General features: G+C 49.8%; 25 protein-coding genes and 7 tRNA genes. 6 read left to right on the forward strand and 26 right to left on the reverse strand.

From position 1 onward, the window contains the following. Positions 1–53: 53 nt before the first annotated feature. The 6 genes from GQS10_RS07675 to zwf form a co-directional block, all read right to left on the reverse strand. Positions 54–1,088, reverse strand: a complete 1,035-nt coding sequence (locus GQS10_RS07675) for a substrate-binding domain-containing protein (protein WP_166240781.1) — start codon at positions 1,086–1,088, stop codon at positions 54–56. Positions 1,089–1,182: 94 nt separating this feature from the next. Then, the gene (locus GQS10_RS07680) at positions 1,183–1,617 is read right to left on the reverse strand and encodes a LytTR family DNA-binding domain-containing protein (RefSeq protein ID WP_166240696.1); all 435 of its coding nucleotides are present in this window, start codon (positions 1,615–1,617) and stop codon (positions 1,183–1,185) included. Positions 1,618–1,709: 92 nt separating this feature from the next. Next, positions 1,710–3,293 carry a peptide chain release factor 3 gene (locus tag GQS10_RS07685; RefSeq protein ID WP_166240698.1) on the reverse strand — a complete coding sequence of 528 codons (1,584 nt, stop codon included), beginning with the start codon at positions 3,291–3,293 and terminating at the stop codon, positions 1,710–1,712. 80 nt (positions 3,294–3,373) lie between these two features. Further along, positions 3,374–4,438 carry a metallophosphoesterase family protein gene (locus GQS10_RS07690; RefSeq protein ID WP_166240700.1) on the reverse strand — a complete coding sequence of 355 codons (1,065 nt, stop codon included), beginning with the start codon at positions 4,436–4,438 and terminating at the stop codon, positions 3,374–3,376. Positions 4,439–4,441: 3 nt separating this feature from the next. Then, on the reverse strand, positions 4,442–5,083 hold the full coding sequence (locus GQS10_RS07695; RefSeq protein ID WP_166240702.1) for a cyclase family protein: 642 nt from the start codon (positions 5,081–5,083) through the stop codon (positions 4,442–4,444). Between the two features lies 1 nt (position 5,084). Further along, positions 5,085–6,656, reverse strand: coding sequence for a glucose-6-phosphate dehydrogenase (gene zwf, locus GQS10_RS07700; RefSeq protein WP_166240704.1), 1,572 nt, complete (start codon positions 6,654–6,656; stop codon positions 5,085–5,087). Positions 6,657–6,856: 200 nt separating this feature from the next. Between zwf and GQS10_RS07705 the strand changes: the two genes are divergently transcribed. Continuing rightward, entirely contained in the window at positions 6,857–7,237 is a 381-nt protein-coding gene (locus GQS10_RS07705; RefSeq protein WP_166240706.1) for an LSm family protein, read from the forward strand. Here the strand turns inward: GQS10_RS07705 and GQS10_RS07710 are convergent. Then, positions 7,230–7,685, reverse strand: a complete 456-nt coding sequence (locus tag GQS10_RS07710) for a GNAT family N-acetyltransferase (protein WP_166240708.1) — start codon at positions 7,683–7,685, stop codon at positions 7,230–7,232. The two genes, GQS10_RS07705 and GQS10_RS07710, sit on opposite strands and share 8 nt — an antisense overlap. Positions 7,686–7,907: 222 nt before the next feature. On the opposite strand from GQS10_RS07710, the gene GQS10_RS07715 reads away from it, so the two are divergent. Beyond that, positions 7,908–9,233 carry a hypothetical protein gene (locus tag GQS10_RS07715; protein ID WP_166240710.1) on the forward strand — a complete coding sequence of 442 codons (1,326 nt, stop codon included), beginning with the start codon at positions 7,908–7,910 and terminating at the stop codon, positions 9,231–9,233. On the opposite strand, the gene GQS10_RS07720 is transcribed toward GQS10_RS07715, so the two are convergent. The 10 genes from GQS10_RS07720 to GQS10_RS07765 all read right to left on the reverse strand — a co-directional run bounded on the left by GQS10_RS07720 (position 9,230) and on the right by GQS10_RS07765 (position 16,408). Beyond that, positions 9,230–9,886 carry a response regulator gene (locus GQS10_RS07720; protein ID WP_166240712.1) on the reverse strand — a complete coding sequence of 219 codons (657 nt, stop codon included), beginning with the start codon at positions 9,884–9,886 and terminating at the stop codon, positions 9,230–9,232. The genes GQS10_RS07715 and GQS10_RS07720 overlap by 4 nt on opposite strands. Next, the gene (locus GQS10_RS07725) at positions 9,876–10,937 is read right to left on the reverse strand and encodes a sensor histidine kinase (RefSeq protein WP_341805025.1); all 1,062 of its coding nucleotides are present in this window, start codon (positions 10,935–10,937) and stop codon (positions 9,876–9,878) included. Before GQS10_RS07725 ends, GQS10_RS07720 begins: the two co-directional genes overlap by 11 nt. A gap of 14 nt (positions 10,938–10,951) precedes the next feature. After that, on the reverse strand, positions 10,952–11,602 hold the full coding sequence (liaF, locus tag GQS10_RS07730; protein WP_166240713.1) for a cell wall-active antibiotics response protein LiaF: 651 nt from the start codon (positions 11,600–11,602) through the stop codon (positions 10,952–10,954). A gap of 89 nt (positions 11,603–11,691) precedes the next feature. Next, positions 11,692–12,249 carry a PspC domain-containing protein gene (locus GQS10_RS07735; protein WP_166240715.1) on the reverse strand — a complete coding sequence of 186 codons (558 nt, stop codon included), beginning with the start codon at positions 12,247–12,249 and terminating at the stop codon, positions 11,692–11,694. Positions 12,250–12,252: 3 nt separating this feature from the next. Then, a complete protein-coding gene (locus GQS10_RS07740) occupies positions 12,253–12,552 on the reverse strand; it encodes a LiaF transmembrane domain-containing protein (protein WP_166240717.1) in 300 nt (99 codons plus the stop codon). A gap of 154 nt (positions 12,553–12,706) precedes the next feature. Continuing rightward, positions 12,707–13,387, reverse strand: a complete 681-nt coding sequence (locus GQS10_RS07745) for a PspA/IM30 family protein (protein WP_166240719.1) — start codon at positions 13,385–13,387, stop codon at positions 12,707–12,709. 109 nt (positions 13,388–13,496) lie between these two features. Then, positions 13,497–13,991 (reverse strand): PspC domain-containing protein, encoded by a 495-nt coding sequence (locus tag GQS10_RS07750; protein WP_166240721.1) that lies wholly within the window; start codon positions 13,989–13,991, stop codon positions 13,497–13,499. Then, a complete protein-coding gene (locus GQS10_RS07755; protein ID WP_166240723.1) occupies positions 13,988–14,659 on the reverse strand; it encodes a PspA/IM30 family protein in 672 nt (223 codons plus the stop codon). The genes GQS10_RS07750 and GQS10_RS07755 overlap by 4 nt, the downstream gene beginning before the upstream one ends. Positions 14,660–14,671: 12 nt before the next feature. Next, positions 14,672–14,974, reverse strand: coding sequence for a LiaF transmembrane domain-containing protein (locus GQS10_RS07760; protein ID WP_166240725.1), 303 nt, complete (start codon positions 14,972–14,974; stop codon positions 14,672–14,674). Between the two features lie 225 nt (positions 14,975–15,199). Beyond that, complete coding sequence (locus GQS10_RS07765; RefSeq protein WP_166240727.1) at positions 15,200–16,408, reverse strand: GNAT family N-acetyltransferase; 1,209 nt, start codon at positions 16,406–16,408, stop codon at positions 15,200–15,202. Positions 16,409–16,574: 166 nt separating this feature from the next. Here GQS10_RS07765 and GQS10_RS07770 point away from each other — a divergent pair, with 166 nt between their 5' ends. Next, positions 16,575–17,558 (forward strand): C40 family peptidase, encoded by a 984-nt coding sequence (locus GQS10_RS07770; protein WP_243735023.1) that lies wholly within the window; start codon positions 16,575–16,577, stop codon positions 17,556–17,558. 93 nt (positions 17,559–17,651) lie between these two features. On the opposite strand, the gene GQS10_RS07775 is transcribed toward GQS10_RS07770, so the two are convergent. Next, positions 17,652–18,554: a YitT family protein gene (locus tag GQS10_RS07775; RefSeq protein WP_166240729.1), complete on the reverse strand. Its 903-nt coding sequence runs from the start codon at positions 18,552–18,554 to the stop codon at positions 17,652–17,654. A 277-nt stretch (positions 18,555–18,831) separates the two neighbouring features. Beyond that, positions 18,832–20,061 carry a nitrate/nitrite transporter gene (locus GQS10_RS07780; protein ID WP_166240731.1) on the reverse strand — a complete coding sequence of 410 codons (1,230 nt, stop codon included), beginning with the start codon at positions 20,059–20,061 and terminating at the stop codon, positions 18,832–18,834. 296 nt (positions 20,062–20,357) lie between these two features. Here GQS10_RS07780 and GQS10_RS07785 point away from each other — a divergent pair, with 296 nt between their 5' ends. From GQS10_RS07785 to mobA, 3 genes are read left to right on the forward strand one after another with little or no spacing between them, the layout of a single operon-like run. After that, positions 20,358–21,044, forward strand: a complete 687-nt coding sequence (locus GQS10_RS07785; protein WP_166240733.1) for an ANTAR domain-containing response regulator — start codon at positions 20,358–20,360, stop codon at positions 21,042–21,044. Then, the gene (locus tag GQS10_RS07790; protein WP_207952180.1) at positions 21,041–22,057 is read left to right on the forward strand and encodes an anthranilate phosphoribosyltransferase; all 1,017 of its coding nucleotides are present in this window, start codon (positions 21,041–21,043) and stop codon (positions 22,055–22,057) included. Before GQS10_RS07785 ends, GQS10_RS07790 begins: the two co-directional genes overlap by 4 nt. Next, a complete protein-coding gene (gene mobA / locus GQS10_RS07795; RefSeq protein WP_166240735.1) occupies positions 22,054–22,668 on the forward strand; it encodes a molybdenum cofactor guanylyltransferase in 615 nt (204 codons plus the stop codon). The genes GQS10_RS07790 and mobA overlap by 4 nt, the downstream gene beginning before the upstream one ends. A gap of 129 nt (positions 22,669–22,797) precedes the next feature. Here the strand turns inward: mobA and GQS10_RS07800 are convergent. The 7 genes from GQS10_RS07800 to GQS10_RS07830 all read right to left on the reverse strand — a co-directional run bounded on the left by GQS10_RS07800 (position 22,798) and on the right by GQS10_RS07830 (position 23,440). Beyond that, positions 22,798–22,880, reverse strand: a tRNA-Leu gene (locus GQS10_RS07800). 22 nt (positions 22,881–22,902) lie between these two features. Further along, positions 22,903–22,991 (reverse strand) — tRNA-Leu (locus GQS10_RS07805). An 18-nt stretch (positions 22,992–23,009) separates the two neighbouring features. Then, a tRNA-Cys gene (locus tag GQS10_RS07810) sits at positions 23,010–23,083 on the reverse strand. Between the two features lie 6 nt (positions 23,084–23,089). Beyond that, a tRNA-Gly gene (locus tag GQS10_RS07815) sits at positions 23,090–23,164 on the reverse strand. A gap of 6 nt (positions 23,165–23,170) precedes the next feature. After that, a tRNA-Gln gene (locus GQS10_RS07820) sits at positions 23,171–23,245 on the reverse strand. Between the two features lie 32 nt (positions 23,246–23,277). Continuing rightward, positions 23,278–23,353, reverse strand: a tRNA-His gene (locus tag GQS10_RS07825). Positions 23,354–23,366: 13 nt separating this feature from the next. After that, positions 23,367–23,440, reverse strand: a tRNA-Trp gene (locus GQS10_RS07830). Positions 23,441–23,477 lie beyond the last annotated feature (37 nt).

The following is a 23,477-nucleotide window of genomic DNA, read 5'->3' on the forward strand; positions in this document are numbered from 1 at the left end:
CCTCCGTCTACTAGTAATAGCGATACTAAAAGCCTTAGAAGGTGAACACGAAGCTACCTTGCTTTAAGAGACGATTCGCGAATAATTAGCTCAGTCGGCAGTGTCTCGTGAAACGGCTCCAGGCGAGCCTCCCCCGATTTAAGCCCCTCAAGTATTCGTGATGCGGCAGCACGCCCCATCTCAAAAAACGGTACACGTACCGTCGTCAGAGGCGGCTCTAAAATTTTAGAGGCATCCGAATCGTCGCAGCCGACGATGCCGTAATCGTTACCCGCCAGCATTCCGCGCTCCTTCAGTCCCTGTACAATACCGATCCCCATCCGATCATTCCCCGCGACAATCGCGTCAAAACGGTCCCGCTGCGCATACAGCTGCGCTGCCAATTCCAATCCGCTGCTGCGGCTGTAGTTGCCTTCCAAGTAAAGCACATCCGCTACATCCAAGCCCTGGCGCTTAATCTCCGCCTCAAAGCCCTGCTGCCGGTCCACGCTGTTGGAGTAAACCAACGGTCCGTTCACAAACGCCAGCCTGCGAAAGCCCTGCTCCACCAAATGACGGACCGCCTTCCCCGTTCCTTCGCAATGGTCGGCGTCCACCGCACTGAACGAAGGACTTGAGCCGCGCGACCCAATCAGGCAGAACGGCATCCCCTCACGTTCCAGCTCGGCTGCCGCTTCTTCCTCGGCACCTCCCATACGTACCCCGAGAATCAAAGAAGCATCGATTTTCCGCGTATGAAACGGCAGGGCGAAATCCGGTTTCCCTTCCCATTCGCGAAACTGCAGAAGAAGGCCGTAGCCATGCTTTTGCACCTCAAATCCAATACCCGACAAGATTTCAGAAAAATAATAGGTTGAAAAAAGCCTGACATTCGGCACCGAAGGAAGCGAAACCCCGATGTTTCCGCTTCGCTGCGTAACAAAACTCTTGGCGATCGCATTCGGGAAATACCCCAGCGCTTCCGCTGCTTCAAGCACCTTGCGTTTCGTCTCCTCCTTGATCGGACCTATTCCGTTCATCACCCTTGAAACCGTTGCTTCCGATACTCCGGCCTGTTCAGCTACTTGCTTTCGTTTCGACGTAACAATCCCACCCTGCTGTCATTTCATCATTATGTACACGTGTACATTTTTACACAAAAAAATTCGGTTCGTCAACAAAAAAATACTCCGGTTCGTGGAGTTAACCGGAGTAGTCTGCGATGAGGCGTTTTTTCAGTTCGTCCTTATGAAGCAATCCCAATACCGCAGGAAGCGACTCCCTGGATTCCTTAACAAGAGGTTGACCTAAGTAACGGCGAATCTGCTTCTGCTTGATCAGTGCAACCGTCGCATACTTGCTTTTCGCCGTAGGCTGCTCTTCAAAGAAAACCTTTCCCTGCGACTCGTCATAATGCTTCACTCGCTTCAGGTTGACCAAGTTAGTCTTGTCCAGCAGATCAAATCCATGCTTAAATAAGTGTTCTTCCAGCTCGGACAATGTCGAAATATGTTGATATTTTTCGTCTTTCGCATGGAAAATGATTTTTCTGCCTTCGATTTCAATGTAATCTACATCTTCTAAATCGATGCATTCTACCGTATTCGCCCCATGGTTCCCCAGTTTGAGAACAGTCATTTGCATAACAGAATCAACTCATTTCTGGTGGGTTTTAGTATACTACTTCTAGTATACCATATATATCCATAATTGAAAGAGGAAAATATCAATCACGGCGCGTTTTCCAAAAATTTTGCCGAAGGATTTTTTTCCATCGCTGTACGCATCGCATACTCGTTTTCAAACAAAGCGACGTAATTATCCTTTTTATCTTTCACTAATGTCGAATTTATGCGGAATTTGCTAGGATCGAGCTTTTCATCGACAATCCAGCGGGCAAATTGGAACGGCTGGCGGTGAAGCTGCACGTCCACTCCATACTCGTTTTTCATACGATACTCGAAAACCTCGAATTGGAGCTGTCCAACTACACCCAAAATAATATCTTCGAAGCCAATGGTACGGAAAACCTGAATGGTTCCCTCTTCCGTCAGCTGATCGATCCCCTTCTGGTACTGCTTGTGCTTCAGCGCATTCTTTACGGTTACTTTCGCAAAAATTTCTGGAGAGAAGGTAGGCAGCTCATCAAAAATAAGATCGTTCTTTTGAGAGAGCGAATCGCCGATCCGGAAAATCCCTGGGTCGAACAAGCCGATAATATCTCCAGCGTAAGCTTCCTCTACGATATCCCGATCCTGTGCCAAAAACTGCTGCGGCTGAGAAAGCTTAATCTCCTTGCCGACGCGTACATGCTTAACGGACATCCCGCGCTGGAATTTGCCGGATACAATTCGCAGAAACGCAATGCGGTCACGGTGCGCCGGATTCATATTCGCTTGAATCTTGAAAATATAACCGCTGAAATCCTCCTGCTCCGGTGCCACTTCGCCCTCCGTGCTCTTACGAGGCTGCGGCTGCGGCGCGAGCTCTAGGAAGCTGTCCAGAAACGTCTGTACACCGAAGTTGTTGATGGCACTGCCAAAGAACACCGGTGTCAGCTCACCTTTACGCACCTTTTCAAAGTCGAAAGGATCGCCTGCAACATCCAGCAGCTCCAGCTCTTCGCGAAGCTGTGCAGCCAAATGCTCCCCGGCCATTTTTTCGATAATCGGATCGTCGTAGCCGCTCACTTCCTCCAGCTCAATCACATCGTGGCTATCGCCCTGGAACTTTTCGACCCGTGTTTTCTGACGGTCATACACACCGCATAAATCACGGCCCATCCCGATCGGCCAGTTTAACGGACACGAACGGATTCCCAGCACCGCCTCAAGCTCTTCCATCAGCTCGAACGGATTGCGGCCCTCACGGTCCAGCTTGTTAATAAACGTAATGATCGGAATACCGCGCATGCTGCATACCTGAAACAGCTTTTTGGTCTGCGCCTCGACACCCTTAGCGGAGTCGATCAGCATGACCGCGCAGTCTGCAGCGGTTAACGTACGATACGTGTCCTCACTGAAATCCTGGTGACCCGGGGTATCCAAAATATTAATCCGGTGACCATTATAGTCAAACTGCATAACGCTGGATGTGACCGAGATCCCGCGCTGCTTTTCGATTTCCATCCAGTCGGAAGTCGCAAATTTGCCGACTTTCCGGCCTTTAACCGTACCTGCTAGACGAATGGCTCCGCCAAACAACAGCAGCTTTTCGGTTAACGTCGTTTTCCCGGCATCCGGGTGGGAAATGATTGCAAAGGTGCGGCGCTTTGCCACTTCTTGAACCATTTCGTTTTGTTGTTTTGAACTCATATTTTTCCTCCGACTGCTCTATGTTCCATAATAAACGCTGACGAAAAAATGGACAACACCTTTAGTTATGGTATTTTAAGTTAAACCAACGAAACTTTCCATTCTGCCTGCGGAATCCACTCCAGCGTGCTGAACTCTCTTGCCCGCAGCATGACGTGATCGCGGAATACTTCTACGTACAATCCCTGCGCCGCCTCCGGCCGGGTTTGGCGATACGTGCGGTTCATCACTTTTCCAACGGAAGAGTTGTGGAACCAGTGGAAAGTTTCCTTCATATAATGGCCGGCTGTGCCGTCCAGGAAATCCCGATGCTGATGGCCGGAAAAAACGAAGACGTTCTTATACGGCTTCAAAATTTCACGGAACTCCTTCGCACGAATGAGACGATGCGAGCCTCCGTCTTGCCCCTGTGCAGGCAGCGGCTGGTGAATCATAATAAAAGCCGGCTCTCCATTCTTATGCTCGGCAAGCTTTTCCTTAAGCCAGGCAAGCTGTTCATCGGAGTACCAAGCCCCTTCTCCGACCTCCGGTTTTTCCTGCAAATAAGCTTCCTGCGAAAGCAGGATGATGTGCGAGCCGTTGATCCAAACATCATTATAAGGCTTTTCATAACCGAAGAAGTCAAGAAACAGCTTTCTCGACTGCGCATCGGTGCGCCCATTCGGCATTGCGTCTCCGTTCACCCATTCTCCGCTGCGGTCAATCCACACCGGATAATAATCATGGTTGCCCATGTTTGCGTGTACGGGCGGGAGCTTAAACTCGTCGAAAATACTGCGCAGCTCTTTGTAATCCTTTACTCTGCCAAACTCGGTCAAATCGCCGGTAAGGGCAATGAGCCCTGGCTGAAACGCTTCACTTGTTATATCGGTCAGCGTCTTCCGTAAATTTAGTCCGGGCTGCTCCAAGTCATAGCGAACATGGAGATCGCTTAGAATAAAAAAGCTGAGCAGCGGCGCATTAGGGTCCTTCGCCGCGCTATCCGCCGGATTGTCCGCTGGCTGCTGTACTGTAGGTGCTGCCCCCTCAGGCGAAACAGAGCCCGGACGGTCGCTGCCGCCAAGGCTCCGATACCAAGCGGCCGTTCCACCGGCCGCTGCGAACAATGCGGCAGCTAACCAACGAATAAAATGCCGCCTGTTCATGTTCTATTCTTCTCCCAGCAAAAACGCTCTTGCCGGTGCCGCTTCAATCCCCTGCAGCTTTAATGGCGCAAGCACAAGTGTATACGTTCCTTCCGGTACTTCCGCCAGACGCAGTCCCTCTAAAATCAAAACTCCGTTATTCATAAGTGTCCGATGCGTCGGATATTCCGGCTGCGCTCTCTCGATGCCAAGCGCATCCGTGCCGACGCCGCGAATCTTACGGTCGGCTGCGTACCGTGCGCCTTCCGCATTCAAAAACACAAAGTTCAAATCAAAATTATTGCTTTCATTGAGCGAATTTCGAGTTTTCAGCAGTACCCATTCGCCTTCCTGAAGGTCATACCGCTCAAGATGCTCCGCTCCAATGCTCTCTTCAGCATCCGTTACATCGAGTACTCGCGCTGTCCCGATCAAGTCGGTTAACGGAATGGCATCAATCGTCGCTCCGCCTTTCACCATATGAAGAGGGGCATCCAAATGCGTACCGCAGTGCGCGTCCAGCAGCATGCGGGTTTCATGCGACTGGCCAACATCATGGTTGTTCATATTCCGAAACTCGGGGCGCTTGTCGGCTTTATCCTTCCAAACCTGCATCCCTTCGTGAATCGGCATGGAAATATCGTATAACCGTTTTCCGTTCAGCATATTAGCCCTCCTGTCCATCTACGCGGTTCGTCAGGCGAATTTCTCCCTCGCCTTCACGCTGGCCGTTCACCGGCCACCACTTAAAGCCATCCTTTGCAAGCAGCTCATGAGAAGCGACAGGCCCCCAAGATCCCGCCGCATAAGAGCGAATATCCGAAGTGTCTTCCTTCCACGCCTCGGCGATCTTATCGACAAAGGACCACGCCAGCTTTACCTCGTCCCAACGGGTAAAATAGGTCGAATCGCCGCGCGCCGCATCATACAGCAGACGCTCATAAGCCTCCGGTGTATTGATGCCCACTCCGCTCGAATGAGCGAAGTCCATCGCTACCGGTACAATGCCTTCGCTGCTGCCGGTTGATTTTCCGTTAAAACGGATATATACGCCCTCCATCGGCTGAACCCGGAATACAAGCAGGTTCGGCTCGAGATCATGCTTCTCCGTCAAGTAGACGTTATCCGGCACCTTCTTGAATTCAACGACGACTTCCGTTGCTTTGGCAGGCAGACGCTTTCCCGTACGAATGTAAAACGGCACACCCGCCCAGCGGAAGTTGTCTACAAACACCTTAGCAGCGAAATACGTCTCCGTCGTCGAATCCGGTGCCACTTTATCCTCTTCCCGGTAGCCCGGAACCGGCTTGCCGTTCAGTGTACCTTCCGCGTATTGGCCGCGCACGACGTGTCCGCGAACCTCTTCCGTGGAGCGGTACTTTCTTAAGGAGCGCAGCACCTTCACCTTCTCATCACGGATATCCTCCGGGTTCAACCGGCTCGGCGGCTCCATCGCAATCATCGTGATCATCTGCAGCATATGGTTTTGACCCATATCGCGCAGCGCACCGGAACGGTCATAGTAACCGCCGCGATCCTCTACGCCGACGGTTTCGCCAAGCGTGATCTGCACATTGGCGATATGCTTGTTATTCCAAAGCGGTTCAAAAAACGCGTTGGCAAAACGGATAATGCCGATATTCTGCACCATTTCCTTGCCTAAATAGTGGTCGATCCGATAAATTTGTTCCTCTTTGAATACTTCGCAAAGCTCACTGTTCAGCTTCTCCGCCGAAGACAGATCGTATCCGAACGGCTTCTCAATTACGAGTCGGCGCCATCCGTCTCCTTCCAGAAGACCGCCGTTTTTCAAATTGTGTGCGACAATGCCGAAATGCTCCGGTGCCAGCGCCAAATAGAAAAGCCGGTTGCCGCCCGTTTCGAACCGCTCATCCAGCTGCTCCGCCAGCTTACAAAGCTCCACAAAGCCGGGAACGCTGCTTACATCCAATGACATGTATTCAAAATGCTCCGCAAATGCGTTCCATTCCTCGTTGTTATCCGGCTTAAAGCGGCAAAACTCCTCAATCGAAGCTTGTACATCCTCCCGGAACTGCTCTCTTGTGCGTGGTCTTCTTGCCAGACCTACGACAGCAAAGTTTTGTCCCAGCTTGCCTTCCCTATACATGCTGTAGATCGCCGGGAACAGCTTCCGCTGCGCCAGATCACCCGTTGCACCAAAAATAAAATAGACAGCCCTGTCCGAACTGTTAAGAGTTGTATGGTTTGCTGTATTCATACGTGGCATCATTCTTTCGTATGGGATTTGGGTTTTCTCTATATCTCTCCACCCCATAGTTTAGCATAATGTGGTTTATCATGCGAACCGCAATATCAATCTTTACGCAAAAAAATAGGCGGCCGCCCCTAGGCGAGCGCCATGCCCATTCCGCTCCTGCCTGAATACGCTGTTCATATATCAATTTTGGAGGTGTTTCCATGCATCCAATTCATCCCGTTTGTGAAGAAACGTGCCTGCCCCATATCGGCCGGCAGGTATGCGTGGTCTTAAACGACGGCATGCGTTACCTCGGCACACTTACAGCCGTAAGAGATGGAAAGCTGATACTTAACGGTCAAGAAGAAGCCGCCGTTGAAGGATTTAGCGGAAAATCAAAAAATAACAGCAAAGCCAAAACAAAAGCAAAACGAAAAACGAGAACCAAAGCGAAGCAGCTCACAGCAAGCATTTCCGCACTTCCTCCTGAGCCGCTCGTATCGCCGGTTCCCGCGTACCCCTATTATCCAGATCCGTTTTATGGACCTGAGCTGGCTTTAGATTTTGCTGCAATCTCACTTTTATTTTTGCTCTTTATTTAAGGCCTGTTGCTTTCAGCATAATAAAAATATGCCTTCTTCCATCATACTGCACTCTTTGAAAGCCTAATTTCTCGTAAAAGGAAATGGCTGCATAGTTATCCTCATTGACAAACAGGTGGATTTCTTTGCAGCCTTTTCGAACAGCCGCTGCCTCCGCCTTTTTCATCAGTTTCCGTCCGATTCCGTGCCCTTGATTGCCCTTCTCTACGGCCAGCATATCGATAAACATACGCTGACCCGGAATTTCATGAATGGACATAAAGGCTACCGTCCTGCCATTGTCTACCCTTGTGTACATATATACATCAGAATATGCCAGCCGCTTTTTCAATTCCTTGCGGGTTAACTGCATATCCGGAAAAAAACGCTGGGTATGCGGCAGCAGTTCTTTCTGAATCAAGTCGTAGATGACGGGATCGTCAACAGATGCCAGACGTTTGCGTATCATTCTTCGTCCCTCCCCGTTTCTCTCTTCGTCGTTCCTGCCATTATATGCACGAAGAGCCTTCCGGCTTGGACGGATGCACCAGATATGCAAGCATTTTCACTGCTTCATTTGCCTATAGCTTCAGTTGCGTGCGTTTTCTACGGCATACCCCTGCCGTTTCCTGCCGTGTGGTCTCCGTTGTATAATAGAAATAGAACTACAAAGAGGAAGGGCGGGAATAACATGCGAACCAACCGACAACGAACAAACCTCGTCACCCCGATTGAGGCCATCCGGTATCCCGATCCGATTACAAGCGTTTATGCCAATCGTTTTCTGCACAATCGCTCGTACCATCCTCCTCAAACCAACAAGTCCGTTTACACGCCTCCTCCCCTGCCCTACAGCCATGCTTTCGCCAGACCATCCGATGAATCCCTGGCAGAGGAAACCGCCCGTCACATTTCCATGATTACCGATCATATGAACCGGCTTTACCGTATTGCGGATACGCTTACCATTTCGAGTCCTTTTTCCGTATTTTCGGAGCGAACAATCGAGACAAACCATGACTCCGTGATTTCTCGAAAAATTTGCCGAGGTGCAGCACAACAGGCTTATGTCCTAGAATTGCTGACATTGGCCTCCCCGCAGCTAAATCAAGGACGCGAGCTTCCTATCAGTGATAAAGGCGCATTTGCCGCAGGCTGGAACTCTTTTGCTGTATCATATCGAGGGCAAGCCTACACATTCTCGATATACATCTTCCCGGAAGAGGAAAGTAGAATTGTACTTTCCAAGCTGAGGGAAACGATCAATCGTGCCCGTATAGGCTTGTATGCCAATCTACATGAAGACGCCGACCATCGAACAACCCGGCTTACGATAACCGGCATGGAAACAGGCTCTGCAGAAGCTTATACATTTCAAGATATTACAGGGAATGTGGTGAGCGTTTCAGGAGTGAACCATGCGGTACAGCCAGCCACAAATACAGAGTATCGGATTAACGGCGGTTTGATCGAGGCTTCAGCCTCCCGTCGTATTGAGCTTGAACCGGGAAAAGTGGAGATCGAAATCGGCGCACGGCCGCAGGATCTAGTAGATTTGAGAGTAGATATGAGAGTCGTTTTGGATTCGTTGAAGGTTGTGGAGGCTCTCCGGCAAACGGTAGGCTGCTATAACGAATGGATGCAGGCGGCAGCGGCAGCGGGAAACGCAGTTCATGCGCGCGCTATGCAGCCGTTGCTGTATTCCGCCCATTCGCCCGCCGCAGAACGCTGCGGCATCTACCGGACAGGTAACGGCCGTTTGATTCTGGAGGAAAAATTCGTACTCGAGGGCTTAACCGGTGGAATGGACAGCCTGTTACACGAGGAAATCGTTCAATCGGTCAACGCGTGGGCGTCCGGCCTGTGCGAGGCCATGGAGTGGATTCGCTCGCTGCCCGCAGAGGCTTTGCTTAACGGCTTCGGAACCCATCTGCAGCGTTATATCGGCTACAGTCCGGACATGGATTACCGCTGGCTCATGCCCCTGCACGGATTGTATTTCAACCATAAATTTTAATCGTCGGCAAGCCCGTGCTTGACCGCATAAATCGCCGCTTGCGTCCGGTCGTCCACGCCTAGCTTTGCTAATATATTCGTCACATGAAACTTGACCGTTTTAATTCCAATGTAAAGCTCGTCGGCAACCTCCTGATTGGAACGTCCTTTTGCGATAAGCTTGAGGACCTCCATCTCCCGTTCGGTTAGCTCCTCATGGGGCGCCGCCTCCTGACGGGGCTGACGAAACCGGTTCATCATTTTGGAAGCCACCTGCGACTCCAGCACAGATTGTCCCCGGGCAGCTGCACGGATGGCATGAGCAATTTCCGAAGCACGGGAAGTTTTCAGTAAATAGCTAAAGGCGCCCGCTTCGATGACCGGATACATTTTTTCATCATCCAAAAAACTCGTCAGCACGATCACTTTGCAATCCGGATAAAGCTGCAGCAGACGGCGGGTCGTTTCAATTCCGTCCATTCCTTCCATGACGAGATCCATCAGTACGACATCCGGCTTGTACTCCTGTGCGAGCCGAATTCCATCATGGCCATTGCCCGCTTCCCCGACAACTTCAATGCCGTCTTCGGTTGAAAGAACGGCTGCCAGCCCGATTCTCACCATCTCATGATCGTCGACCAGCAACACTCTAATATTGGCTTCCTCACTCGACATAGGCCAGTCCCTCCTGTTTGTCCATTAAAGGCACCCGGATATCAATTCTCGTTCCTTTGCCCGGTGCCGTTACAAATTCAATCGCTCCGCCAATTTCATTCACACGCTCCTGCATAGAAACGAGACCGTACGAGGTATGCTTTTTCAGCTCCATTTCAAAGCCGACGCCGTTATCCTTGATCGACAGCTTAATGCTGTCCGGCCGGCGCTGAAGCCGCACTTCAAGCGTTGTAGCCCGAGAGTGGCGAAGCGCATTGGACAGCGCCTCCTGTACGATTCGAAACAGATGATCCTCAATTCCGCGCGGAAGCTGAATCTCCTTGTCCATCTCCCAAGTAATATCAATCGGTGTCTTCACCTTCAGCTCCTGGAGCAGCTCGCCAAGTCCGTCCGCCAGCGACTTTCCTTCCAAGTGGACTGGCCGCAAATGCAGCAGCAGTGCGCGCATTTCGGATTGCGCAACCGAGGACATTTCCTCAATAAGCGTAATTTGCCGCCTTGCCTTTTCCACATCGCGGTCAAAAATCCGTCCCACCGCCGTAGCCGTCATCGATATCGCAAACAGCTGCTGCGACACCGCATCGTGCAGCTCTCTGGCAAGACGCTGTCTTTCTTCCATAATCGCAGTATACCGCGCCTTCTCGGCCAGCTCCGCATTATTCGTCGAAAGCCGCTGCAGCGAGCCTACCTGCCCCTCCCACTTGCGGCTGATTCGTTCCAGCTGTTCGCCCAAACGGCCGATTTCATCCTCGCCCAAGGATGGCACCGGCCGGTTTAAATTTCCTTTTTCAAGCAGCAGCATCGATTCCCTCAGTCTCTCCAGCCTTCGGACAATTTGACTGCTTTGCCAGTACCCGAATGCCCCTCCGGCCGTAACAACAGCACCGACCAAAATGAGACTGATTCGCAGCCCCTCCGCCCACGATTCGAAAGGACGGATGAAACCGGAGCTGAACAGGAAATACATAACGATTCCGAACAGCAGCAAGCACAGCGCGATGGACTCGGCCATGCTTCGCCATACCATGTTCGTCAGTTTTTTCCCGGACACCCGCTCATCCTCCTTTACCCAAGCACTTTAATATCCACATCGGCAAGCCCGTATGATAATATTAAACGAACTTTATGGGCGCTCGTTTCATAATGGGGAGACTTCCACATAAATTTATTCATAATGCCCGATTCCTTGCGTCCCCCGACTTGGGTTTGGCCGAGCATGATCGAGGACTCTACCTGAATGCCGAAATCCTCAGGCACAATAATATCGATATCCCCTACAACGCCTTGGATAATTACCGTCGTTTCCTTCTCCTCAGGCATCGCAAGCGAAAAATCCATGCGAACTTCCGATACAGCAAACCACATGCTCATCGATTTCAGCACCCAGGCATCCCGGTCCCAGCGCAAGCTTTCAACAAGCCCCTGCCGATGATGCGATTGGCTGCGCTCTTCCCGACCCTTCGATTTTATAAAGTAAAGGCCGCAAAGAATTAAGATCAAGGCTACCGAAAACGCACCGCTTTGGCCAATCAAGATGAAGAAGCCTATGGCCAGTAAAACATAACTTTTTTTATCCGCATCATAACGCAGTTTATATACGCCCATCAAAATAATAATAAGGGCAGTGACGGACATAAATCCGATCAAATGCCCAGCTAATAAATAAAATCCCGATACAATGAGCACAAGCGCCGTATTGCGATTGCGATTATCCATGTCCGTCACCTCCCGCTATATGCCCGTATATAACCGCTTTAAAGTTCCATTGTAAAGATTACCTCAACCGAGGGAAAATGCCCAGCTTTTTATTCGTCCTTTGCGTCGTTTCGTTCTTTCGTATTCCCCTGCTGCGCCTCGTATTTCGCGAGCTTTTCCCGCAGGGTCTCAAGCTCTTTCCACAACGCCTTAACCTCGTGCTCCTGAGTCGTTTCTTTCGTATTTGCGGCAGGCTGCTCCCCTCCGCCGCCTGCTTCAGCCATCTTGGCGATTTCCCCCGGCTGCTCCGTTGTCCTATGGCTGCCGGTAGACCAGGAATGGCCCAAATTGAACACTTCTTCTGCCCTGGCAGGAGGGGCTTCCTGTTTGAGCCCCGCTCCATATGCCTCCCTGGTGGCACTACCCATAGCAGCTGCTCCCTGTCCGGAGATCGTTGGCAGCGTTGAATGAGTTTCTTCAAATACCGGCTCTTTCGGCACAACGAGGCCGGCCACAATATATAGCAGAACGAAAGCTCCACTCGAAAAGAATGCGGTTGCGACCGCAACCAATCGCAGCAGCGTGGCATCGACGTTCATCGCTTCCGCAAGGCCGCCGCACAAGCCGAATATTTTTTTGTCACGCTGCGAGCGATATAAGGTCTTCATCTTTTAGTGGATTCCCCTTCTTGGATTCAGCATCGTAAAACCAATTCCGATCAGCACAATCGGCACCAAAAACCACAATACACCTGCGAGCTTCCCTAATAGAACGATCAGCCCAATGGCAAGAATAAACGTCCCGATCACCGTCTTGCCATTTCGCAGGCCGATGTACCCTAAAAACACCATAGCTATCGGAACAACATAAGACATCAGCCAGCCTACGCCAAAACCTAGCTTGCCCAGCAGCATCAGTATTCCTAATACGATAAACGCGGCTGCGATAAATGTATTTTTATTCAACTTCATTTGTATCACCCTTTTCACAATTTGTCATGCTCTTATTGTAAACCGCTGCTCGTGCCGGCAAAACGGACTCTCGGCGGTATGCAAACTAGACCTAGGTCGGGGACTCCTGTTGAAAAAAGAAGAAACGGCGCCCACGCGCCGTTTCTTCGCGCCATTACTCGGCGGCTTGGAGCTTTTGCTTCAATTGCTCGAGACTTTCTTCCACCCGCTGCTGCTTCACCGGATCTGCTGCGGCATTAGTTGCAGCGTACGCACTATAGTTAGCCGGTTTGCGTGCCAGATCCGCCTCGATCTCCAGCTGCATAATTTTCTCTTCCATACGGTGGAATCCGCGGGATGCGCGTCCTCCGTCGATCGAATTGGAAACGGCCGTCTGCGCCAGCTGCTTCTTCGCTTTCGCCGCCTCTGCGCGTGCAGCAAGCTCGTTGCGTTTATTGCGGAGCTTGTAATACTCATCCTTCATTTCATGAAGCTGAGCCAACAGAGATTCCGCCTGAGCCTTTGCGCCTTCATGCATTTCACTTAATTCCGCCGCGCGCTGCTCATACGTCAATTTCTCTTCAAGCAGCGCTCTTGCTCCAGCTTCGCTGCCTTCCTTCAATGCCGCAGCCGCCCGCGCCTCGCGTTCCGCCGCGTGCTTGCGTGCATCTTGAACGCGCTCCTGCAGCTTTCTCTCGCTCGCCATTTGTCTAGCAACCGTTACTTCCGCCTGAGCAATCTCCTCTTCCATATCGCGGATGTATTGATTCAGCATTACAACCGGATCCTCTACACGATCCAACAGCTCATGCACCGATGCTTTTGTCATATCCTTAATTCGTTGAAATACTCCCATTGTTTTCATTCTCCTTTAATTTTGAATTTGAATTTTGTTATATGTTTCATTCGAATTGGTATTGTTTATCATTAAATTGAAATTGGTTGTAATTGAATGGACGCCTCGCTTACTCTTTGGCAGCTGTCTCAAACTTCTCCAGCTTTGCGCGCAGCTCTTCGATTTCCTTGCGCATCGCCTTCACTTCCATACCGCTGAACATTTCATCCAGGTTGGAAGCAGGTGCCGCATGTCCTCCATTCGGTGCCGCTGACGGCCCGGAATGATATTGAGGGGCATGGCCAGCATTCCAGCTTGGAGCAGCATAGCCCTGTTGGCCTCCGTAATAAGGGCCGGAGTTGTAGCCATAATTCATATTCGCCCCACCGTAGTTTTTGTCACCGTAATGCGGGTGATCGAATGGTGGAATTCCTGCCGGATGCATGGGCTCCTTTGGGATGACCATGCAAGCCAGAAAATACAGGAATATTACGGCCCCCCCGGTTAATACCGCCGTAACGATAACCAGCAGGCGAATCCACGTACTGTCGATTCCCATTACCTCCGCAAGTCCTCCGCATAGTCCGAACAACTTGCGGTCCTTTTGTGAACGATACAGCTTCATCGTTGCTCCTCCTTCTCCAGCTTACGCTTCAATGCTTCCATCTCCCGCTCCAATGCAGCTCCGACTGCCGTACCCGCGCGGTACATCGCCTGCTCGGTGAGCCTGCGCACATCCTGCAGCGCTTTCGCCTCATGCTCCAAGCCCGACAGCCGATCCTCAAGCCGGTCAAACACACGGCCGTTAATTCCTCTTCCGTAGGCAGCTCTCTCGTTCATGCGCATTTGCAGCCGAATCGATTCCATACGCGCAGCATAGTACTGCCGCTTGGAGTAAACCTCGTCGTAATCTACCCGCATTTGACGAAGCTGCTCCTCAAGCTCGGCGATGGAGCTTTGTGCATTCGTATAAAGCTCCCGATACTGCTCCTCGCGTTCCTCGTACATCATTTTCTCGGAAAGCGCCAGTCTTGCAAGAGCTTCCTCCCCCGCTTTCATCGCAAGCTCTGCTTGCCCTTCCCGCTTCTGCTTCTGCGCTTCCGCCGCCATCCATTGGCTGCGAAGTGATTCCGCATGCACCATTGCTTGACGGTATAAGCGATCGCTTGCTTCCATTCGCTCCCGCTGTGCGGCCAGGAAGCGGTCGATCATTTTTACCGGATCCTCCGCCCCTTCCAGCATTTCATTCAGCGAGGCGACGCTGATATCTCTCATTCGTTTCATCACACTCATCGGTACCCCTCCTTAAACCCGTTGCGAATTTGATTTTTTAAGTAAGTAGAAACCTCCGGCAATAAATCCCGCTGCTACCGCGAAGCCGATAAACCATGACATCGCTTGGGTCAGCATCAGCAATCCGACTGCAATCAGCGGCCATCCGAGCAGCCCCCGACCTTTGCGTACCGCTGCGTAACCAAGCGCAACGAACACGAAGGGAAACAGCCATTCCATAATTGTGCCGATCTTAAGCCCGAATCGGTCGAGAACAATGATCCCGCCCAAGCCAATCAGCAGCACGCCAAGACCCGTGCTTTTATTCCATTTCATTCCCGCTCTCACCACCTTTCGTGTTCGTCTTGCTTATGTTTATATCTTAGGCGATCTGAAGCCTTGCCAAAACGGACCGTCGACGGTTTTTCGCACTGGACCTAAGGCTAGGGATCATTCAGACCGCAGTGTAGGACAAGCCCCTAGAATGCAAAAAAAGACTGTCTTCTAAGCGCAGTACACGCCTATAAAAAACAGTCTTTTCCGAACCGAAAGATACCGTTATTAAAAGAAATCCAGCAAGAACGTTTCCTCAGCCGGAAGCGCTTCGCTCCAAGCCTTTACCGCTTCATCTGAAGCACCGAGTCTGCCGGTTTGATGCAGCAACGCCGGCTTTTCCGCTCCCAATGCAATGGCGCTGAATTCCTGAATGCCGCACTCCAGCCAAGCCGCCTCGGCATGGCTTGCACGAATACGCTGGTCATCCGCTGCTCCTCGTTCCAGTAGTATCGCGCGCCCATCCTTTACCTGCCACACATATGAGCCCACATTCCATGGTGCATACGGATCCTCAATCGTAAGCCCCAGCTTCCCTTCATAATTTGAAGCAAAAGCCAGCTGACCTGCAAAGGACTCTACGTCCACCACCCGAAACATGAAATAAGGCTCGATTTCCTGTTTAATACGCGGATCACTTAGTAAGAACGGCAGCCGGTCGGAAGCCGGAACCGTTGCTTTCACTTCATTTACCATCGAATCGTGGTTTGCGATAAAACGCCATAACGCCGTTCTAGCCTCTTCATCCAGCCAAACCAGCTCTTTTACGGACATCGTTTTCTTTTCCACGCTATAAATCAAGTACCCGGCAGGTGTCCCTGCTTCACTGCGGTATACAACCGTATGCCCTGTTTTTCTGCGCAGCACCGATGTCTTCCACCAATGCTCATCCCTCACCAGCATGCCGTTATAGCGCCTAGCAAACTCTCCATACATCCGGTTAAGCAGCGGCCATTCTTTCGCGGCGTCCACACGCTCATAGGATCCGGCACATTTCCAACGAAGAACAGGAGAAAGCTGCTCGCCGGAAATCGTATAATGCTTCAACTCCGTCATCATTTCCCAACCAAACTTACGATAGAACGGGAAGGAAAAGGGCGCAAGCATGGATACCGCTTCTCCCCGCTCCTTCATCATCTTCAGGCAGTGCACCAGCAGCGCTTCCACCTTACCCGTGCGCCGGTACTCCGGCCAGGTGGCCACACCTGCAACGCCGCTCATCCGGTGTGCCTGCCCTCTTATAAAGACTTGCAAAGGGATCGTCACAGCGGCAGAGGTTAACGTATTCCCTTCAAAATTTCCCCAAAGCCATTCCGTTTTCGCGTTCGCCCTGCGTGCCGCCAAATCCTCTTTACTCAATACATATTGAAACGAAAATTGGTGCAAACGGTACAAGTCATCCAATTCTTCATAACGCAGGTTTCGTATTTCCCCCATCTGAAAACAATTCCTCCTCTTATTTATAAAATTACCATGGAAATAAGGAAATTGGCATAACTTTCAACACTTCTACCATAATTGGCTGTGATATAATAGCGTTGCCAGCAGGTAACTGTAATGGCACACCCTACATCCAAATCCATTCTACAGCAGGAGGGTAAACATGAAAAGAAACGGTACAAGAAAAACATTATTGCTCACACTTAGTGCGACCTTGTTCGCTGGAACAGCTTTTGTCGCATCCACGACAGAAGCACAGGCTGCCACATCCGCCCAAGTGATCAGCGGAGTGAACTTCCGAACCGAGCCGTCGACCTCCGGAGATAAAATTAGAATGCTCTCCAAATCGGAAACGGTTACCATCGTAGACAAGGTCAATTCTTATTGGTACAAAATTAAAGACCACAAAGGCGTAACCGGCTATGTTTCCACTAGTGAGAAATACTTAAAGCTGGAGGAGCCGGAAGTCGAGATCGATGCGAATGGTGAAGTTGTACGCAGTGTATCCTTCCGTAAAGGTCCTTCTACCGATTACGACCGCATTCGCTATCTGAAGAGCGGAGAAGATATCGAAATTATTGATGAGGTTAATAACTATTGGTATAAGATTAAGGATCAAAACGGTGAAATCGGCTACGTTTCCTCCAATGAGAAATACATTGAATCTGACTATGTTTCAGTTTCTGCAGCTGCTTCGCAAAGCAAATCCGCGTTAATCGATAAGGTCGTACAAGCCGGTATGAACTACTTAGGCACGCCTTACGAATTTGGTTCTAATCGGAACACAACGAAAACCTTCGATTGCTCCGATTTGGTCCGCCACATTTATAAAGAGGGCGCCGACATTGTGATCCCTACGAACTCCCGTTCACAAGGCGATTTTATTAAGGATAACGGCACTGTTGTAAAAAGCATCAGCCAGCTTAAGCGCGGGGATCTCATTTTCTTCATGGCTTACAAAGGAATCGACGGAAGCAATTACGAAGAAATTAATAAATCATCGCAGCGAATTACCCACGTAGCTATGTATCTTGGTAACGGGAAAATGTTGAATACATATTCCAATAAGTCTGGCGGTGTCATCATCGATACACTTGACAGCCACTGGGTTCATCGGTTCTTGTTTGGTGGCAGCGTAATTAAATAATATTCAATAAAAATGGCTGTACTCCTCTGCGGGTACAGCCATTCTCATTATACAGTTCCTGTCATTGTCATCAGGTGTGGGAGGCAGCCGTGATTAGTGAATCGCTTTTTTCTTAAAGCGTCCGCCCTTCACATCGTGGATATTGCCAATAGCCAAAAACGCTTGAGGATCAAGCTCCTCCACAATGGACTTCAGCTTCGCCTCTTCCAGCCTTGTAATAACGCAGAAAACTACATTTTTACGTCCTCCAGTGAAGCCGCCCTCTCCATGCAGATAAGTAACACCCCTGCCCAAACGATCCAGCAGTGCATCGCCGATTGTTCTGGAGTGATCGCTAATAATCCACACCGATTTCGATTCATCCAAGCCCTCGATCGTTAAATCCATCATTTTAAAGGCAATATAGTACGCAATGAGAGAGTACATCGCACTTTCCCAACCGAACACAAAGCCCGCGCTGCCTAAAATAAAGACGTTGAGAAACATAACGACTTCTCCAACGGAGAATGGTGTTGCCCGGTTCGCCAAAATTGCCACGATCTCTGTCCCGTCCAGCGATCCGCCGGAGCGAATCACTAGACCGATGCCAATTCCAAGCGTGATCCCCCCAAACACCGCAGCAAGCAGCGGATCAAGCGTAATTGCATCCACCGAGTGAAGCAGCGAGGTGCCCACCGACATTACAACAACTCCGAATAACGTGGAGAGAGCAAACGTTTTTCCAATCTGCTTATATCCGATAAACAAAAACGGAAGATTCAGCACGAAGAGAAATAATCCTAATGGTAACCCGGACAGATGGGAGCTGATAATCGATAAACCGACAACTCCGCCATCGATAATTTGATTTGGGACCAGAAACAGCTCAAGCCCGATCGAAACAAGGGAAGCACCTATGAAAATAGTGATGCCTCTTTTCAGCAGCTTGACCAGTGTCGTTTTCCGATGCTGAACACCTTTTTTCCCTTTTGGCTTCACAGATGTCTTTGGTGTCATCCAACCCCCCCTTTTTTATGTTTGCATTCCTATATTGTATAGGAAGGGAGAGCTTGAGGGCAACCTTGCTATATCCTAGGCCTCTTTATACTGTTTGCGATCGGAACCTGGACCCGGTACCCTCCAGCTCCAATTTTTCTGCTTACCCTCAAGAAACTTCACTCCCTAGAAAACAGGAATGACCGATATCCCCATTGTGGAATACCGGCCCTTTTCCTATGCATTCTTATCTATTTTTCATAACATTAATAATAAATCTCATTAGTTATTTCTACATTTAAGCATCGATATTGGCCAAATCAATCTTCGCTTTACCGCCTGCGCCTATCCATGACTTTTTCCATTGTACTTGAATGATGGCAACCAGCAAAATACACGCCACGGCAATCGCACTCAGTACCAGGAAACCAGGTGTAAACGAACCGGTAGACAGCTTCAAGTTTCCAAGAATTTTCGGAAGGAAATAACCGCCCAATCCGCCTGCTGCGCCAACGATCCCGGTAATGACGCCGATTTCCTTCTGAAAGCGCTGTGGTACGAGCTGAAACACGGAGCCGTTGCCCATTCCTAAACCCATCATTCCGATGAAAAGAAGCGCTGTAACGATATTTAACGAAGGAAGCGTGGATACCCCTGCCATCATGACCGCGACGACCCCATAGAGAATAACAAGCATCCGAACCCCGCCGATTTTATCTGCCAGCCAGCCCCCGACCGGACGGAAAAAGCTTCCTGCAATAACGCAAATGGTTGTGAAATCAGCGGCTTGAACAGGTGACAAACCGTATTGCGTATTAAAGAAAATAGTCAAATAGCTGGTCATACCGACAAAGCCGCCGAAGGTCACACTATAGAGGATACAGAAAAACCAGGTGTCCTTTTGCCCCAATACGGCGGCGTAATCAGCAAATTTCTTTGGAGCCGGCTGCTCCGGGCTGTCTTTCGCCAGTAAACTGAATACGATAAAAGTGATTACGATTGGGATGAGCGCGAACCCGAACACAATATGCCAATCACCATAATGCTGCGCGATACGATTCGCAAACAAAGTTGTAAAAATGGTACCGCTATTTCCCGCACCGGCAATTCCCATCGCTAACCCTTGATACTGTGGAGGATACCAGCGGCTTGCAAGCGGCAGCGCGGCGGCAAAGCTCGCTCCTGCTACGCCTAAGAGAAGAGCAACAACGTACAGTTCATTCAGTGTCGTAGCAAACTGCCAGCCCCAAATAAGCGGCACCATGGTAACGATCATTCCGATCTGGCCGGTGCGCTTCGGGCCGATAAAGTCAGTCATCCATCCGAGCACTAGACGAAGGATCGACCCGCCTAGTACCGGAAGGGCTACTAAATTCGCTTTCTGTGCCGCGTCTAAATTATGTTCATTTGCAATGATGACGGACAACGGACCAAGCAAGACCCAAATCATAAAGCTGATGTCAAAATACAGGAAAGATGTGAACAATGACGGCTTATGCCCTACTTTAAGAAAGCTTTGTTTTTCCATACGCGATCCTCTCCCTTGTAAATCCGATTTTATCTCTTATACTGCCGGAAACCACAAAAAGCCAACGTTATCCCATCCTCCAGGATTAATCGTTGGCCCCATTGCCAGACTGCAAACACCCCATTGTATTTGCAAGAATATTTTTCGTGTTCCTCACGTCTTTGTGATTGCTTTGATTATAACTACTCCACTGCATTCATGTCAATAAACTTTACACAAAAACTTTTTATGTTCATTAAACGTCGTTTAGTGATATATTTATGTTATATAAAATGCCATACGGCAGGTGGTTTGATATGCTGCAGCATTTATTAATTATTCGCCATGCTCCAACTGTGCCGCCATTGTATCCTCAAGAGAATGAGCCTAAGCACACTATGGACAATCTTGGTCCTACAAAGGAAAGAATGATACTCCCCAAGGGAGCAGAGACAAAACCGATATCACCAGAGCAGCTTCTTACAGAAGCCGGGTTACGCTTTAAGCATGCAACAGATGTTACATCCTGCGAGGACCAAATTAGACATTGTGATGCTGTGCTTCTTTGCGTTCCGACGGAAAAGCTGGATCCCTGGATTTCTTCCCTGATGAAGCTAAAAGAACTCCCTATTCTATGGTGGTGCGAAGAATTGAATGTAGCCCACAGTTGTAAAATTCACACCGACATCGATGGCATGCTTGTCCCTAGCATGACGGTACCACAGCTGCATTACTCGTTGTTGGTCGCTTCTCAGCATTATTTAGCGCGTACGCAATGGAAAAAAGAACGAGAGCAGCTTCTAGCCCGTTTAGAGGAACGTAAATGGATTGACCGTGCTAAAGGTATTCTTTGTGAAATTAAAAAGATTAATGAAGTGGAAGCTTATGAATTTCTGCGCAAACAGGCGATGAATGATCGCAAGCGCCTAGTCGACGTTGCCGTCTCCATCGTGAAAGTGTATGATTTGCTCAGAGAACAGGATGGAGGAGACCGATCAAAATGATTACACTGTTAAAGGAAGTCGCGCGCGGCAAAAGAGGAGCCCGCGATCTGACCTATAGTGAAGCCAGGCAAGCTGCTGAATATATAATATCCGGACAATCTACTGCAGCACAAAACGGAGCTTTTTTGGTATCGGAGCGAATCAAGATGGAATCGACCGATGAAATTGCAGCTTTCGTGGATGCCTTGCGCGAACGTGCACTTCGCCATCCTATCGCCGAGTCCATCGATTGTGCAGGACCTTACGATGGCCGCAGCAGGTCGTTTATTTCCACCCTATCCACTGCATTTGTCCTTGCAGCTTGCGGAGTTCCGACCACGCTTCATGCGAGCCCTTCCCTGCCTCCAAAATGGGGCGTTACCCTCATTGATGTGCTCGATAGACTTGGCATTCATGCTCCTAGGCTGTCTCCAGACGTTTTCATAAAAGCCGCGGAGCGCTCAGGTGTGCTTTTCGCTTCAGCGGAGCAATGGTGCCCGGCACTTGCCCAATTGCGCGGTATTCGCGAAGAATTGGGCTTACGTACCGTCTTCAATACAGCTGAGAAGCTTATCCGTTATTCTGAAGCTCCTTATATGGCTATGGGCGTGTTCCACGGGACCGTCTTCGAGAAAACGGCACAGCTAATGACTTCAATTGGCGTAAAGCGTGCTGTAATCGTTCAAGGGTGCGAAGGGTCCGAAGATCTTTCGGCAGAAAAGAGAACCCGCTGTTACTTTGTTGAAAATGGAGAATACGAACTTATCATCATCGACCCTGAGCTGTATCAATTACAGGCCGATGAGCAAGAGATTGAATGGAGCGCTGAGGAGCAGGCGAAACAAACAGCAGCTGTTCTTCGAATGGAAGCTGATTCGAACCAATATCATATGGTTCTCTTAAACGCCGCGGTAAGACTCCAGCTGGTCAATGCGGTTAGCTCCATTGAAGAAGGCATCGAGGCTGCAAGAAGAAGTCTAGAAAGCAAAAAGGCCTTTCATCACTTTGAACAATGGATGGAAGCCCTAAAATGACAACGAATATCCATGGTATCATTCTTGCGGGCGGTATGAGCAGTAGAATGGGTACAAACAAAGCGCTTCTCCCCATTGCACCTAATGGAGATCCTATCATTGCCCACATTCTAAAACAGCTGCGAAAAGCCATTAACGGAAAGATTATTATATCGGTCGGGGCCTCATCAGAACGAGTGAAGGAGTATTCCTTCTTATCGGAAATTACCGAGGTCGTATTCAGTAGTGATATCATCGGTGAGGGTCCGTTAGCAGGTGTATACAGCTCCTTATCAGAGCTTTCTGATGACTACGCCCTAGTTATTGCATGCGATATGCCTAACTTGTCAGTAAAGCTGGTGAAAGAAATGATACAGCTTACTGCGAAGAATCCAGATCTAATTGGAGTAAAAAATGAACCATTTCATGCATTGTATCATTCCCGCACCGCAGAAATAGCATACGAACAATTACAACAGCGTCAATACAGCATGCATGCGTTTTTGAATCGTCTGAATGCATTGTATCTTGATCCAGAAACATTGGACCCAGCAGCATTCCGAAACGTAAATACACAATTAGAGTATCAAGAGCTCCTGCAGGATATCATCCGAAAGCCCTCGGATCAGTAAACCAGTATGCAAACCATTACTGCTTAGTAAGAACGCATGAACTATCGCCCAGTTCTTTTTAAAAAATAACATAAAACTAAACTAAAAAGGAAAAAGACGATTTACATGAAGTAAATCGTCTTATTGTAATGCCGGTGAAGGGACTTGAACCCCCACTCCCTCTCGAGAAACGGATTTTGAGTCCGTCGCGTCTGCCATTCCGCCACACCGGCAAGTATAAAGTTTGTAAAGCAATGGTGCCGAGGGCGGGACTTGAACCCGCACGGTGGTCACCCACCCCAGGATTTTAAGTCCTGTGCGTCTGCCGATTCCGCCACCCCGGCTTGTTTACAAAAAAATAGTGGAGGCGCCACCCAGACTCGAACTGGGGGTAAAGCTTTTGCAGAGCTCTGCCTTACCACTTGGCTATGGCGCCTTAGTATGGAGCGGAAGACGGGATTCGAACCCGCGACCCTCGCCTTGGCAAGGCGATGCTCTACCTCTGAGCCACTTCCGCGCATAATGGCTGGGGATTCAGGATTCGAACCTGAGCATGACGGAGTCAAAGTCCGTTGCCTTACCGCTTGGCTAATCCCCACTATTATGTAATTTTAGAAGGTAGGTAATTAATGGGGCGATCGATGGGACTTGAACCCACGAATGCCGGAGCCACAATCCGGTGCGTTAACCCCTTCGCCACGACCGCCGCATTATTCAACTGGCAGGGGCAGCAGGAATTGAACCCACACTAACGGTTTTGGAGACCGCTGTTCTACCTTTAAACTATGCCCCTATTTAAATGGTGGAGGGTGATGGATTCGAACCACCGA

The sequence above is a fragment of the Paenibacillus turpanensis genome (assembly GCF_011421635.1).
Classification (GTDB): domain Bacteria; phylum Bacillota; class Bacilli; order Paenibacillales; family YIM-B00363; genus Paenibacillus_AK; species Paenibacillus_AK turpanensis.